Raw genomic sequence first — 14,431 nt, forward strand, 5'->3', positions numbered from 1 at the left:
GACATGGAACAGACCACCTATTTCGAGGATTACGAGATCGGCTCGTCCCGCCTCACCGGCGGCCGCACCATCACTGAGACCGACTTCGTCGTCCATGCCGGCCACACCGGCGATTTCTTCCCGCATCACATGGATGCCGAGTTCATGAAGACGACGCCTTTTGGCCAGCGCATTGCCCATGGCACCCTGGTCTTCTCGGTCGGCGTCGGCCTGACGGCGAGCGTCATCAATCCGGTCGCCTTCTCCTACGGCTACGACAGGCTGCGTTTCATCAAGCCAGTCTTCATCGGCGACACCATTCGCACGCGCACCACCATCGCCGCCAAGGAAGACGACCCGAAACGGCCAAACGCCGGGCGCGTCATCGAGCGCGTCGAGGTTTTGAACCAGCGTGACGAGGTCGTGCTGGCCGCGGATCACATCTACATCGTCGAGCGACGGCCCGGCTGAAAGACGGAGACAGAAGAATGGCTGACATCACAGGCAAGGTCGTGGTCGTTACGGCGGCCGCGCAAGGCATTGGACGGGCAAGCGCGCTGGCTTTCGCGAAAGCGGGCGCCATCGTCCACGCCACCGACATCAACGAGACGGCCTTGGCCGAACTTGCCGACACGCCCGGCATTGCGACGCGAAAACTCGATGTGCTGAACGACGAGGCGGTGAAGGCCGCCTTCGCCGAGATCGGCCAGGTCGATGTCCTGTTCAACTGCGCCGGCTTCGTTCATGCCGGCTCGATCCTCGAGATGAAGGACGAGGATCTCGACTTCGCCTTCAACCTCAATGTGCGCGCTATGATCCGCACCATCCGCGCCGTGCTGCCCGGCATGCTGGAACGCGGCGACGGCTCGATCGTCAACATGGCCTCCGTCGCCGGCGCCCCGAAGGGCGTGCCGAACCGTTTTGCTTATGGCGTGACCAAGGCGGCCGTGGTCGGCCTGACCAAATCGATCGCGGCTGACTATGTCGCCAAAGGCATCCGCTGCAACGCGATCTGCCCGGGCACGGTTGAAAGCCCTTCGCTTCAGGGCCGCATGCAGGCGCAAGGCGACTATGAGGCGGCGCGCGCGGCCTTCATCGCCCGCCAGCCGATGGGCAGGATCGGCACGCCGGAAGAGATCGCCGACCTCGCGGTCTATCTCGCCGGCGCGACTTATACGACGGGACAGGCCTATAATATCGACGGCGGCTGGTCGATCTGAGGCCGTTCGGCGGGCAATTGAGCGGTGGCGATCCAATGACGAGGCGGGCTAGTACGAGGCAGCAATGACGAAAATCACGGACCTCAGAACCTTCGACCTCCGTTTCCCGACATCGCAAAGCCTCGACGGCTCGGATGCTATGAATCCGGACCCGGACTATTCGGCCGCCTATGTCATCCTCGACACCGATGTCCAGTCGCTGAAGGGCCACGGCCTCACCTTCACCATCGGCCGCGGCAACGAGATCTGCTGCGCGGCGATCGAAGCGCTGCGCCATCTGGTCGTCGGACTCGACCTCGACTGGGTGAAAGAGGATCCCGGCCGCTTCTGGCACCATGTGACCGGCGACAGCCAGTTGCGCTGGATCGGGCCGGATAAGGGCGCCATGCATCTCGCGGTCGGCGCGGTGGTCAATGCCGTCTGGGACCTTTGGGCCAAGGAAGCCGGCAAACCGGTCTGGCGCCTGGTCGCCGAGATGAGCCCGGAAGAAATCGTGCGCCTTGTCGACTTCCGCTACCTCACCGATGCGATCACGCCGGCCGAGGCGCTGGAGATTTTGAAGAAGGCCGAAGCCGGCAAGGCCGACCGCATCGCCACGCTCGAGCGTGAGGGTTATGCCTGCTACACCACCTCCGCCGGCTGGCTAGGCTATCCCGACGACAAGCTCAGGCGTCTCTGCCAGGAAGCGGTCGACGATGGGTTCAACCATATCAAGCTGAAGGTCGGCCGCGATCGCGCCGACGATATCCGCCGTCTCGGGATCGCCCGCGAGGTCATCGGTCCGGACCGCTACCTGATGATCGACGCCAACCAGGTATGGGAGGTCGACCAGGCGATCGATTGGCTCAAGGACCTCGCCTTCGCCAGGCCCTTCTTTATCGAGGAGCCGACCAGCCCGGACGATGTCGCCGGCCACGCCAAGATCCGCAAGGCTGTCGCGCCGATCAAGGTCGCGACCGGCGAGATGTGCCAGAACCGCATCATGTTCAAGCAGTTCATCGCTGGCGGCGCGATCGACGTGGTGCAGATCGATTCCTGCCGCATGGGCGGGCTGAACGAAGTGCTGGCGGTGCTCCTGATCGCGGCCAAGTTCGGCCTGCCGGTCTGGCCGCATGCCGGCGGCGTCGGCCTGTGCGAATATGTCCAGCACCTGTCGATGATCGACTATGTCGCCGTGTCAGGCAGCAAGGACGGGCGGGTCATCGAATATGTCGATCACCTGCACGAGCATTTTTTGGAACCCTGCGTGATCCGCGACGCCGCCTATATGCCGCCCCAGGCGCCCGGATTCTCGATCGAGATGAAGGCGAAGTCGATCGAGGATTACCTGCATCGCGCCTGAGACATGGCGCGGCAAACCGGGGCGCCGCCCGCGGTGCCCGACCGCCGCGAATCGGCTATGCCTGTCGCATGCAGGAGACTTCCCTCTACGAGCCGGTGAAGCGGTTTCTCGAGAGCATGGATTTCGCCGTCAAGGGCGAGATCGGCGGCTGCGACGTGGTCGGCGTGCGCGCCGGCGAGCCGCCGGTTGTCGTCATCTGCGAGCTGAAGCTGCAATTCAACCTCGAGCTCGTTCTGCAAGCCGTCGATCGCGCGGCCGCGTGCGACGAGGTGTGGCTCGCCGCCTATATGTCGGCGCGCGGCAGGGGCCGCGAGCACGACCGCCGCTTTCGCGCGCTCTGCCGCCGTCTCGGCTTCGGCCTGTTGGGTGTCGGCAGGAAGGGTGAGGTGGAGCTGCTGCTCAGTCCCGCCGCCCTGCCGCCGCGCCGGGATCCCAGGCGGCGCTCGCGCCTGGTCGAGGAGCATCACCGCCGCAAGGGCGATCCGTCCGTCGGCGGCAGCACGCGCAAGAAGCCGATCATGACCGCCTACCGGCAGGAGGCGCTGGCCTGCGCCGCCGCCATGGCCGACGGCCCGAAACGGCCGCGCGACCTCAAGGCCCTTTCGCCGCGCGCCGCGAGCATCCTGCAGCATAACTACTATGGCTGGTTCGCCCGCGCCGAGCGCGGCATCTATGCACTGACCGAAGCCGGCCTTGCCGCGATTGGGCCGCTTCCGGCAGCTCTATAAGCTTCACGCCCGGAGGCCACGGAAGCTTTTCGCGGAGGCCGAGACCACATCGGACCCTGCATGCTCCTCTGCAGGTCGTGCGTATCAGCGTGACTCGGCCTCCGCGATGCTCGAATCCGGCTTCCTGACCAAATCGAACTTCAACCGCGAGTTCCGCCGCGTCACCGCTAGAGCAATTCCAGGAAAAGTGTGAGCGGTTTTCCGCCCGGAATTGCGTAAAAAGAGATAGTGCGTTTCGCCGTTTCCGTGAAACGGCGAAACGCGCTAAGCCCCGCTTCATGGCGCGAGCGGTCTCGATCAGAAACGCTCGCGGTAGCCGCGCGGATTGGTGCCGAGGATACGTAGAAAGCCGCGCCGCATCGTCTCCTCGGAGCCGAAGCCGCAGCGCCGGGCCGTCTGGCTGACCGTCTCGTGCAGCTCTCGCTCGAACATGCCCCGGCGCCTCCCTTCCGCTCCGGCACGCCCGCCGAGGCTTCGCCGGCCGTGCTGGCGGAGGCCAAGGAGCGGCTTTCGGGTTCGAGGCGGGTCCGCGAGGAAATGTTCGCGCGCTGGCGCCGGGAGCGTGCGGCCGAGCCGGCACGCATCCGCGCCTGAAACGCCGGGGCTGGATGGCGCATAGCGCTGTTCAGCCCGGCCCGTTTTCGACTGTTGACTCATCTTTTCCGTCTGTGCAGAAATTGGTTGGACCATTGAACCACTTTAGGCGCGGCCGGCTTGACCGATTTTCTGCCCCCCATCCAGACCACGGCCCGCGATGACGCGGTGCTGAAAGCATTGGCGGGCTTCGTGCGGCAGGAGGCTCTGGGCCCGGGCGAAAAGCTGCCGACCGAGCGTATCCTGGCCGAACGCCTCAAGGTCAGCCGCAACACGGTGCGCGAGGCCCTGACCCGCTGGGAAGGGCTGGGCCTCGTCGAACGGCGGCAGGGCTCGGGCACCTATCTCAAGGCCGCCGTCTCCCCCGACATGCTGCACATGCCGCTGACGCTCGCCGGCGGCAACGACTTCGCCGGCCTGATGGCGACGCTGGAGATCCGCCGCGCGCTGGAGGCCGAGGCAGCCGCCCTTTGCGCTATTCGCGCCGGCAAGGCCGAGCTCGCCGAGATCGAGCGCAAGCTCGACCTCATGGAGGAGGCCTTCCAGACTCGCGCCGGCATGTCCTCGGAGGAGGATTGGGAATTCCACCAGGCGGTCTTCCGCGCCTCCGGCAACCCGCTCTTCGAGCAGATCATCGCCGCCATGTACGAGATGTTCCACCGTTTCTGGGAGCATCCGCTCGGCGTGCGGGATTTCGGCCATGCAAGCTTTCCCTATCACCGCACCATCTTCGAGCGCATCGCCGCGCGCGACCCCGAAGGCGCCCGCGCCGAAGCGCTGAAGCTGATCGCCACCGTCGAGGACGATCTGAAGCGCGGCGCCGCCAACCTCAAACTTTCGGACCGCAGATGAACGAGCAGCCCAACACCTTCGACCCGGCTTCCCTGGCCAGCGACTATCTCGGCGAGGCGGCGACGCTGCTGGCGCATGACGATCCGTTCCCGGGCGGCGCGGTGGTGCCACCGATCTACCAGACCTCGCTGTTCACCTTCGCCAATTACGCCGACATGGCCGAGACCTTCGCCGGCAGGAGGAAGCAGCCGATCTACTCGCGCGGCGACAATCCGACGGTGATGGAGTTCGAGGCGCGCGTCGCGGCGCTCGAGGGCGCGGAAGCCGCGCGCGGCTTCTCCAGCGGCATGGCGGCGATCAGCGCCACGGTGCTCGCCTTCGTCGGCGCCGGCGAGCGCATGGTCGCCGTGCGCAATTGCTATGGCGATGCCTACCGCCTGTTCGAGCGCCTGTTTCCGCGCCTTCACATCAAGGTCGACTATGTCGACGGCTCCGATCCCGACGCGGTTGCCGCGGCGCTTCCCGGCGCCAAGCTGCTCTACCTCGAAAGCCCGACCTCGATGATGTTCGAGCTGCAGGATCTCGAACACCTGACGCGGCTGGCCAAGGAGCAGGGCATTGTCACCACCATCGACAATTCCTGGGCGACGCCCGTCTTCCAGAAGCCGATCTCGCACGGCGTCGACCTGGTGCTGCATTCGGCCTCGAAATATCTGAGCGGCCACAGCGACACCGTCGCCGGCGTGGTGGCGGGTTCTGCCGTCCACATCAAGCATATCAACGAGCAGACCTATTCCCAGCTTGGCGGCAAGCTGTCGCCCTTCGAAGGCTGGCTATTGCTGCGCGGCCTGCGCACGCTGCCGCTGCGCCTGCCGCACCACATGAAGAGCGGGCTTGTCATCGCCGAGCGGCTAAAGGCGCACGGCAAGGTCGAGCGCGTCAACCACCCTGCCTACTCCAACCATCCCGGCAAGAAGACTTTAGCCGGCTATGCCGGACTGTTCTCCTTCGAGGTCACCGAGGATGTCGACATCCCGGCTTTCGTCGACGCGCTGAAATATTTTCGCATCGGCGTCAGTTGGGGCGGCCATGAAAGCCTGGTCGTGCCGGCAAAGGCCTCGCTCGAGCAGACGCCGGGCATCAATTCGATGGCGCGCTTCGGCGTCAGCCCCCGAACCATCCGCTTCAATGTCGGATTGGAAAATGTCGAAGACCTCTGGGCCGACATCGCCCAAGCCTTCGACAGAGCAAAAAAATAAGGATCAAAATGGGAGTCCTGAAGATGAAAAGACTGACCTTCATGCTTGCCGCCGTCGCCGGCCTGGCGATCTCCGCCAGCGGTGCGTTGGCCGACACCACCATCAAGCTGGTCGAGGTCATCACCAGCCCGCCGCGCACCGAATTCCTGAAGAAGCAGATCGCCGATTTCGAGCGCGCCAATCCCGGCATCAAGGTCGAGGTGGTCTCGCTGCCCTGGGGCCAGGCCTTCGAGAAGTTCCTCACCATGGTGCAGGCCGGCGACACGCCCGATGTCGTCGAGATGCCCGAACGCTGGATGGGCCTCTACGCCAATAACGGCCAGCTCGAGGATCTCGGCCCTTACATGGCCAAGTGGCCCGATGCCAAGACGCTCGGCGAGCGCGCCAAGCAGTTCGGCTCGACCGTCAACAACACGCAATTCATGATCCCCTATGGCTACTATGTGAACGCGCTGTTCTGGAACAAGAAGCTGTTCAAGCAGGCCGGTCTGGACGGCCCGCCGGCGACGCTCGACGAGTTCGTCGAAGATTCCAAGAAGATCTCGGCCATTCCCGGGAAATACGGCTACTGCCTGCGCGGCGGCCCCGGCGCCTTCAACGGCATGCACATGTTCATGAACATCGCCCAGGGCAAGGGCGGCTATTTCAACCCGGACGGCACCTCGACCATCAACGAGGAAGGCTCGGTCAAGGGCCTGCAGATGCTGGCCGACATGTACAAGAATGGCCTTGCGCCGAAGGACGCTGTGAGCTGGGGCTTCAACGAGACGGTGACCGGCTTCTATTCCGGCACCTGCGCCATGCTCAACCAGGATCCGGACGCGCTGCTCGGCATCGCCGACAAGATGAGCGCCGACGACTTCGCTGTGGCGCCATTGCCGGTCGGCCCGAGCGGCAAGTCCTATCCGACGCTGGGCTATGCCGGCTGGGCGATGTTCGCCACTTCCCAGCACAAGGACGAAGCCTGGAAGCTGATGTCGACGCTGCTGTCGCCCAAGGACAATCTGGAATGGGCCAAGGAAGTCGGCGTCGTGCCGATCCACAACGGCGCCGACCAGGACCCCCATTTCAAGACCGAGCAGTTCAAGGGCTGGTTCACCGAGCTCAGCGACAGCTCCAAATATGAAATGGTGACGCCGCCGACGCATCTGGAAAACCTCGGCAACTTCGTCGACCAGGTGGCGATCAAGAACTTCCAGGAAGTGCTGCTCGGCCAGAAGCCGGCCAAGCAGGTAGCCGACGAATGGGCGGCGTTCCTGACCAAGGAACAGCAGGACTGGATGGCGAAGAACAAGAAGTAAGCGCAGGCTTTTCCTTCTCCCCGTTTACGGGGAGAAGGTGGTCCGAAGGACCGGATGAGGGGCAGCGCCAGATCCTCGTAAGTTCGCGCCGCCCCTCGTCTGCCTGCTGGCATCTTCTCCCCGCAAACGGGGAGAAGGACGCTGTTGCTACGCCGCCCCAATCGTCCAACGCGAGCACCGTATGACCTACGCCGTCTCCGAAATCCGATCCGCCGCGCCGCCGCGAAAGCGGCGGCTGAGCAGGGCTGCGATCGAGCCATGGCTCTATCTTTCGCCGGCTATCGTGCTTTTGGTCCTGGTGCTTTTGGTGCCGCTGATCATCGGCATCAGCTATTCCTTCCGCAAATTCTCGGCCTTCAAGTCGCAATATGTCGGCCTTGCCCAATACCAGGCGATGCTTTCCGACCAGGTGCTTGGACAGGCGCTGATCAACACGCTGTGGTGGACGGTCACCAGCCTGTTCTTCCAGTTTTTTCTGGGGCTTGGCTTGGCGCTGCTGCTCGACAGGCCCTTCTACGGCCGCAAGGTCGTGCAGGCGGTGGTGTTCCTGCCCTGGGCGGTGCCGTCCTTCCTTTCCGGCCTCACCTGGGCCTGGCTGTTCAACCCGATCATCGGGCCGCTGCCGCACTGGCTGTTCGCGTTGGGCCTGAAGGCCGAGCCGACCAATGTGCTCTCAGATCCGGCCACCGCCCTGTGGGGGCCGATCGTCGCCAACATCTGGTTCGGCATTCCTTTCTTCGCCATCACGCTGCTCGCCGCGCTGAAGTCGATCCCGTCCGAACTGCATGAGGCGGCGGCCATCGACGGCGCCTCGCCCTGGCAGCGCTTCACCAAGGTGACGCTGCCTTTCCTGGCGCCGACCATCGTCATCACGGTCATGCTGCGCACCATCTGGATCGCCACTTTCGCCGACCTGATCTTCGTCATGACGGAGGGCGGGCCGGCGGGTTCGACCAGCACGGTGCCGGTCTACATCTATGTCAGCGCCTTCAAGTCGCTGGACAAAGGCTACGCCTCGGCGGTTGCGGTGCTGCTGCTGGTGCTGCTCATCGCCTATGCCATCGGCCTGATCGCCATCCGTCGCACGCTGGTGAGGCACGTATGATGATCGCCGGTCGCTCCACCTCCTCGCGCATCTTCGGCGGCATCGGCCTCTACGCGGCGATCGCGGCTTATGTGATCTTCGCGCTGTTCCCGATCTTCTGGACGCTGAAGATCTCGGTGACGCCCGAGCGTCTGCTCTATTCCGAAGGCATCACCTTCTGGCCGTCGGAAACGACGCTGAAGAACTTCGCCACCGTGCTCGAAGCCTCCGACTTCCCGCGTTATTTCCTGAACAGCGTCATCGTCTCGGTGTCCACGGCCGCGTTCGTCACCGTCATCGCCACGCTCGCCGGCTACGCCATGTCGCGCTTCACCTTCCGCGGCAAGGCGACGCTGGCGATCCTGCTGCTGCTCACGCAGACCTTCCCGCTGGTCATGGTCATTCCGCCGATCTACCGCATCATGGGCGATCTGGGTCTCACCAACAGCCTGGTCGGCCTGATCATCATCTACACCGCTTTCAACACCGCCTTCGCCACATTTCTCATGCAGTCCTTCTTCGACGGCATCCCGAAGGATCTGGAGGAAGCCGCGATGATCGATGGCTGCACGCGCGCGCAGGCGATGCGCCGGGTGATCGTGCCGCTGACCTTGCCCGGCATGGGCGCGACGCTCGGTTTCGTCTTCACCGCCGCCTGGAGCGAATTGCTGTTCGCGCTGATGCTGATCTCCAGCGACGAGCAGAAGACCTTCGCCGTCGGCCTGCTCACCTTCATCGGCAAGTTCGCCGTCGACTGGGGGCAGATGATGGCGGCTTCCATCCTGGCGCTGATCCCGGTCTGCGTCTTCTTCGCCTTCCTGCAACGCTATCTCGTTACCGGCCTCACCGCCGGCGCGGTCAAAGGATAAAAGATGGCTTCCGTCACGCTGCGAAATGTCGAGAAGGATTATGGCGCGCTGCGCATCCTGCACGGCGTCGATCTGGAAATCGCCGATGGCGAGTTCGTCGTGCTGGTTGGTCCGTCCGGCTGCGGCAAGTCCACGCTCTTGCGCATGATCGCGGGCCTCGAGGAGGTCACCGGCGGCGAGATCCATATCGGCGAGCGCTTGGTCAACGACGTCGCGCCCAAGGACCGCAACATCGCCATGGTGTTCCAGTCCTACGCGCTCTACCCGCATATGGATGTGTCGTCGAACATGGGCTTCAGCCTGATGCTGAAGAAGGCCGAGAAGGCCACGATCGACGGTCGCGTAGGCGCGGCAGCCAAACGGCTCGGCCTCGATTCCTATCTCGCCCGATTGCCACGCCAATTGTCCGGCGGCCAACGCCAGCGTGTCGCCATGGGCCGCGCCATCGTGCGCGACCCGAAAGTGTTCCTGTTCGACGAGCCGCTCTCCAACCTCGACGCCAAATTGCGCGTCCATATGCGCGCCGAGATCAAGGCGCTGCACCAGCAGCTCAAGACCACGTCGGTCTATGTCACCCATGACCAGGTCGAGGCGATGACCATGGCCGACCGCATCGTCGTCATGCATGACGGCTATGTGCAGCAGGTCGGCCATCCGCTCGAGCTTTACGACCGTCCGGCCAACACCTTCGTCGCCGGCTTCATCGGCTCGCCGGGCATGAATTTCTTGCCGGCCAAGGTCGCCAAGGGCGGCAAGGTCGATGCCGTGCTCGCCGACGGCCAGAAGCTCAGATTGCCGGATGGCCTGCCGCTGGGCGATGGCGATGCGCTCACTGTCGGCCTGCGGCCCGAGCACATCAAGCTGGTCGACGACGGCGCGCTGAAGGCCGAGGTCGAGGTCGTCGAGCCACTCGGCCTGTCGACGCAGTTCTATGTCAGGCTCGCCAACCAGCAGATCTGCGTCTTCGTCATGGGCCGCAGCGACGTGAAGCCGGGCGACACCATCCGCCTTGCCGCCGATCCGGCGGCACTGCATCTGTTCGATCCGGCAAGCGGAAACCGGATCGGCTAGCTGGCCAGCAACGCATCCGTTCGCCAGCAGGCGATCAAATGGCCATTGCCGATATCCGCTGAGGCAGGCTCCGCCTTCCGGCACTGAGGCGCGGCAAGCGGGCAGCGGTCGGCAAATGCGCAGCCGCCGATAGAGGGGCCCTCGATTGGCGCTCCGACCTGGAGGGCGATGGTCGGAGCCTCGTCTGAAGACGCCGCCAAAAGCTGCTTCGTGTAGGGATGGTTGGGCCCGCGGAAGACCTGTTCGGACGTGCCGGTCTCGAACAGCCGGCCGCGATAGAGCACGCCGATCCTGTCGGCCATGTAGCGCACGACCCTGAGGTCGTGGCTGATGAACAGATAGGTCGTGTCCCTGTCGCGCTGAAGGTCGTTGAGCAGGTTGAGAACCGTCGCCTGCACCGACACGTCCAGCGCCGAGGTCGGTTCGTCCAGCACCACCACTTTCGGCGCCCCGGCGAAGGCGCGCGCGATTGCCGCCCTCTGCCGCTGACCGCCGGACAATGAACGCGGTTTCTGCTCGGCGGTCGTGTCGGCCAGCCGGACGGAGCGGAGAAGCTCGGCGACGCGGGTCTTCGCGTCGCTTCGGCCAAGGCCGGCAAGCCGCCGCAGCGGCCGGCTGATGATCCGCCCGATCCGGTGGCGCGGATTGAGCGTGCGGTCGGGCGATTGGAAAACCATCTGCACGTCCCGTCGCTCGCCCGGCGCGCGTTTCTCGGCGCGCGGCGCGACCGTTCTGCCGAACAGTTCGACCGATCCTTGGCTCGGTGTCTGCAGCCCGGTGACAATCCGCGCCAGTGTCGACTTGCCCGAGCCGGACTCGCCGATCAGGCCAAAGGTCTCGCCCTGGCCGATGCTGAGGTCGATATTGTGCAGCACCGCCTGGTCGCCGAAGGAATGGCTGATCCCCTTGCCGGCGATGGCGATCCGCCTGTTTCTTTGATCGGCAGGAGAGGCCATCGTCGTGGGGCGATGACGAACGGTCGTGCCGGTCTCGGCCAGCCGACCGTCGCGCTTGGTGAAATTGAGCGCCGGGATCGAGCCGATCAGCGCCTTGGTATAGGCATGAGCGGGGTTCTCGAAGACATCGCGCGCCTCGCCGCTCTCGACCACGGCGCCTGACTGCATCACCGCCACCCTGTCGCAGGAGCGGCGGATCAGGTTGATGTCGTGGCTGATCAGAAGGATGCTGGTCTTGTGGTCCCGGCGCAGGTCGTCGAGGATGGCGATCACCTCCGATTGCACGCTGGCATCGAGCGCTGTCGTCGGCTCGTCCAGCACCAGCAGCGCCGGGTCGAGCGCGATGGCGATGGCGATGTTGGCCCGCTGCTGCATGCCGCCGGACAATTCATGCGGATAGAGATCGAGCACCCGCTCCGGATTGGCGACCCGCACGCGCCGGAGCAATTCGGCCGAGCGCCAGCGCGCTTCCTCGTGACGGACCGGGCGATGACGCATGATCGTCTCGCCGATCTGCCTCCCGATCGTCATGGCGGGGCTGAGCGCAGCGCCCGGATGCTGGTAGACCGCTGCGATGCGATCGCCCCGCAGGCCGCGCAACTCTTCGCCGGAGAGGCTGCCGATTTCCCGCCCCTGGAACTCCAGCGCTGAGGCGGCGATCCGGGCATTCCGCGGCAGGTAGCGCAATATGGCCAGCGCCACCGAGCTCTTGCCCGAACCTGACTCGCCGACCAGTCCCAACGCTTCGCCCCGGCCTATGGAGAGCGACACGCCGTCGACGGCGGATTGCCATCCTCTTTTCCCGCCATAGGCGATGGAAAGTTTCTCCACATTCAGTACCGAAGGGGACATCAAGACCTCGAAATCGCTTTCTGCCGGTGCCCTAATCGAGGGCAATCGCTTCCGCTTGCGTAGTATATTATATCTATAAAATTACTCGAATTACGGCCGAGCGCAATCTAACCTTTTGCAGATTGGAGATTTCGGGTCGCGCCGAACAACGCGGCGCCCGTGTCTCTCAGCGATTTGCAAGGAGGCCGGCATGGCGCGAAATCAGTTGATCCTCAACGCGTTCTTCTTCAACCCGCAGGGCGACCATCGCATGTCGTGGCGGCATCCGCGCGCGCCCGGCCGGGAGGTGCTCGGCTTCGATTATTACCGCGATCTGGTCCAGGCGGCCGAACGCGCCAGGATCGACACCATCTTCGTTGCCGACCATGTATCGATCTGGGATTCGGTGAAGAGCGGCGTCGCGCATTACGCCAATGCCCGCCTGGAGCCGCTGACGCTCTTGTCGGCGCTGGCCGGCGTGACCAAGCATATCGGCCTCATCACCACCGCCTCGAGCTCCTACAGCGAGCCCTACAACGTGGCGCGCTTGTTCGCCTCGCTTGACCATATCAGTGGCGGCAGGGCGTCGTGGAACGTCGTCACCTCGGCCATGGACGAGGAGGCGCGCAATTTCGGCCGCGACGGCAACATCGAACACGCCTTCCGCTATCAGCGCGCCGCCGAATTCCTCGATATCGTCAAGGGGCTGTGGGACAGCTGGGAGGACGAAGCCCTGCTGTTCGACAAGGAAACCGGTTATTTCGCCGACCCGGACAAGGTCCATGTGCTCGATCATCGCGGGGCGCATTTCAAAGTGCGCGGGCCGCTCAATGTCTCGCGGCCGCCACAAGGCCATCCGCTGATCGTTCAGGCCGGTTCCTCGGAAGACGGCAAGAACTTCGCCACCGCCCACGCCGACGCCCATTTCGCCATCTACAGCACCAGGGAAGACGGCATCCGGTATCGTGAGGACATCAACGAGCGGCTCGCCCGTCACGGCCGGCGCCCCGAAAGCTTCAAGATTCTGCCGGGCATCCTGCCGATCGTCGCGGCTTCCGAGGCCGAGGCGCGCGACAGGCAGGATTACCTGCAGATGCTGTTGCCGGATCGCGTCGGCATCGATCTCCTGTCGAGCTGGAGCGGCATCGATCTGTCGGCCTATCCGCCGGATGGCCCGCTGCCGCAGCTCCCCGACGAAAGCACCTTCAACGGCGGGCGCACCTCGCTCAACCGCGTCAAGCAGTGGGCGACGCAGAACCTGACCCTGCGTGAGATCGCGCGAAAACTGGCGAACAGCGGCTCGGTGCCGACTGTCGCCGGCACGCCGAAGCAGATCGCCGACCAGCTGCAGGACTGGTTCGAGGCGGGCGCCGCCGACGGCTTCAACCTGATGTTCCCCCTGTTGCCGGAGGACTGGATCAATTTCGCCGCTGAGGTCGTGCCCGAGCTGCAGCGCCGCGGCGTCTTCCCGACGGAATACGCGCCCGGAACGCTGCGCGACCGCTTCGGCCTCGCCCGTCCAGCCAACCGCTTCGCCGAGCAGCGCGCCAACCAGCGCGCCGTGTCCTGAGGAGAGCCGTCATGACCGCTCAACCCAGACTGCAGCCGCGCGAAGCGACCGCTCCGCAGCTGATCAATGTCCTGCACAGCCCCAAGCGCATCCGCGTCAAATTCGCCGGCCGCGTGATCGCCGACAGCCGCAATGTGCTTGTGCTGCGCTCCAACCATTTTTTGCCGATCTATTTCTTCCCGCTGGCCGCCGTCGACCAGTCGGTGCTGAAGCCGTCGAAGCAGGGTCAGCAGCATGCCGTCGGCGGCGAGACCAGATATTGGGATATCGAAGCCGGCGACCGGCGCGCCGCTGATGCCGCCTGGTCGTTCACGGCGCCGCCCGACGAGAACCTGGCGCCGCTCGCCGGCCGCGTCGCCTTCACCTGGAACCTCGTCGATCAATGGTTCGAGGAGGAGGAAGAGGTCTTCGTCCACGCCCGCGATCCCTATGCGCGCATCGACGTGCTGCAGAGTTCCAGCCATCTCGAGATCTGGTTCGACGGCGAGCCGATCGCCGACAGCCGCCGTCCCGTGCTGCTGTTCGAAACGCACCTGCCGACACGTTTCTACCTGCCGCCCGAGGATGTCCGGCTCGACCGGTTGAGGGCCTCGTTGACGAGGACCCGATGTCCCTACAAGGGCGTTGCCTCCTACTGGTCCGGCGGGCGCAAGGACGGCTCGCTCAGCGAGGACATCGCCTGGAGCTACCGCGATCGGATCGCCGAGATGCCGAAGATCAAGGGGCTCATCGCCTTCTATCCGCAAGCGGTCGACCGCATCCATCTCGACGGCCAGCCGGTCTGATCCAGCCCCGTCTCCACTTCATTTCAAAACCACGATTTTCACAGAGGCAA

The 14,431-nt window shown here is 64.6% G+C and carries 13 protein-coding genes and 1 pseudogene; 12 read left to right on the top strand and 2 right to left on the bottom strand.

The genetic code is table 11. From position 1 onward, the window contains the following. Nucleotides 1-3: 3 nt before the first annotated feature. The 4 genes from FJW06_RS19195 (at nucleotide 4) to FJW06_RS19210 (ending at nucleotide 3,269) form a co-directional block, all read left to right on the top strand. Nucleotides 4-450 carry a MaoC/PaaZ C-terminal domain-containing protein gene (locus tag FJW06_RS19195; protein WP_140753781.1) on the top strand — a complete coding sequence of 149 codons (447 nt, stop codon included), beginning with the start codon at nucleotides 4-6 and terminating at the stop codon, nucleotides 448-450. A 17-nt stretch (nucleotides 451-467) separates the two neighbouring features. Next, nucleotides 468-1,199, top strand: coding sequence for an SDR family oxidoreductase (locus tag FJW06_RS19200; RefSeq protein ID WP_140753782.1), 732 nt, complete (start codon nucleotides 468-470; stop codon nucleotides 1,197-1,199). Nucleotides 1,200-1,263: 64 nt separating this feature from the next. Then, nucleotides 1,264-2,541, top strand: coding sequence for an L-fuconate dehydratase (locus tag FJW06_RS19205; RefSeq protein ID WP_140753783.1), 1,278 nt, complete (start codon nucleotides 1,264-1,266; stop codon nucleotides 2,539-2,541). Nucleotides 2,542-2,609: 68 nt separating this feature from the next. Next, nucleotides 2,610-3,269 carry a DUF2161 family putative PD-(D/E)XK-type phosphodiesterase gene (locus FJW06_RS19210; protein ID WP_140753784.1) on the top strand — a complete coding sequence of 220 codons (660 nt, stop codon included), beginning with the start codon at nucleotides 2,610-2,612 and terminating at the stop codon, nucleotides 3,267-3,269. Between the two features lie 297 nt (nucleotides 3,270-3,566). Here the strand turns inward: FJW06_RS19210 and FJW06_RS19220 are convergent. After that, a pseudogene (locus tag FJW06_RS19220) lies at nucleotides 3,567-3,674 on the bottom strand (AraC family transcriptional regulator); the annotation flags it as partial. A gap of 309 nt (nucleotides 3,675-3,983) precedes the next feature. Here FJW06_RS19220 and FJW06_RS19230 point away from each other — a divergent pair. The 6 genes from FJW06_RS19230 (at nucleotide 3,984) to ugpC (ending at nucleotide 10,239) form a co-directional block, all read left to right on the top strand. Then, nucleotides 3,984-4,715 carry a FadR/GntR family transcriptional regulator gene (locus tag FJW06_RS19230; protein ID WP_140753786.1) on the top strand — a complete coding sequence of 244 codons (732 nt, stop codon included), beginning with the start codon at nucleotides 3,984-3,986 and terminating at the stop codon, nucleotides 4,713-4,715. Further along, nucleotides 4,712-5,914: a PLP-dependent transferase gene (locus FJW06_RS19235; RefSeq protein ID WP_140753787.1), complete on the top strand. Its 1,203-nt coding sequence runs from the start codon at nucleotides 4,712-4,714 to the stop codon at nucleotides 5,912-5,914. The genes FJW06_RS19230 and FJW06_RS19235 overlap by 4 nt, the downstream gene beginning before the upstream one ends. 23 nt (nucleotides 5,915-5,937) lie before the next feature. Further along, nucleotides 5,938-7,215 (top strand): sugar ABC transporter substrate-binding protein, encoded by a 1,278-nt coding sequence (locus FJW06_RS19240; RefSeq protein ID WP_140753788.1) that lies wholly within the window; start codon nucleotides 5,938-5,940, stop codon nucleotides 7,213-7,215. Nucleotides 7,216-7,396: 181 nt separating this feature from the next. Then, complete coding sequence (locus FJW06_RS19245) at nucleotides 7,397-8,320, top strand: sugar ABC transporter permease (protein ID WP_140753789.1); 924 nt, start codon at nucleotides 7,397-7,399, stop codon at nucleotides 8,318-8,320. Continuing rightward, entirely contained in the window at nucleotides 8,320-9,168 is an 849-nt protein-coding gene (locus tag FJW06_RS19250; protein ID WP_140753827.1) for a carbohydrate ABC transporter permease, read from the top strand. The genes FJW06_RS19245 and FJW06_RS19250 overlap by 1 nt, the downstream gene beginning before the upstream one ends. Before the next feature lie 3 nt (nucleotides 9,169-9,171). Next, the gene (gene ugpC / locus FJW06_RS19255; protein ID WP_140753790.1) at nucleotides 9,172-10,239 is read left to right on the top strand and encodes a sn-glycerol-3-phosphate ABC transporter ATP-binding protein UgpC; all 1,068 of its coding nucleotides are present in this window, start codon (nucleotides 9,172-9,174) and stop codon (nucleotides 10,237-10,239) included. On the opposite strand, the gene FJW06_RS19260 is transcribed toward ugpC, so the two are convergent. After that, the gene (locus tag FJW06_RS19260; protein WP_140753791.1) at nucleotides 10,236-12,047 is read right to left on the bottom strand and encodes an ABC transporter ATP-binding protein; all 1,812 of its coding nucleotides are present in this window, start codon (nucleotides 12,045-12,047) and stop codon (nucleotides 10,236-10,238) included. The two genes, ugpC and FJW06_RS19260, sit on opposite strands and share 4 nt — an antisense overlap. A gap of 190 nt (nucleotides 12,048-12,237) precedes the next feature. Between FJW06_RS19260 and FJW06_RS19265 the strand changes: the two genes are divergently transcribed. Together FJW06_RS19265 and FJW06_RS19270 are read left to right on the top strand one after the other, a co-directional pair. Beyond that, a complete protein-coding gene (locus FJW06_RS19265; RefSeq protein ID WP_140753792.1) occupies nucleotides 12,238-13,596 on the top strand; it encodes an LLM class flavin-dependent oxidoreductase in 1,359 nt (452 codons plus the stop codon). 11 nt (nucleotides 13,597-13,607) lie between these two features. After that, nucleotides 13,608-14,381, top strand: coding sequence for a DUF427 domain-containing protein (locus FJW06_RS19270; RefSeq protein ID WP_140753793.1), 774 nt, complete (start codon nucleotides 13,608-13,610; stop codon nucleotides 14,379-14,381). Nucleotides 14,382-14,431 lie beyond the last annotated feature (50 nt).

The sequence above is a fragment of the Mesorhizobium sp. B4-1-3 genome, assembly GCF_006439355.1.
In the GTDB taxonomy this organism is placed as follows: Bacteria; Pseudomonadota; Alphaproteobacteria; order Rhizobiales; family Rhizobiaceae; genus Mesorhizobium.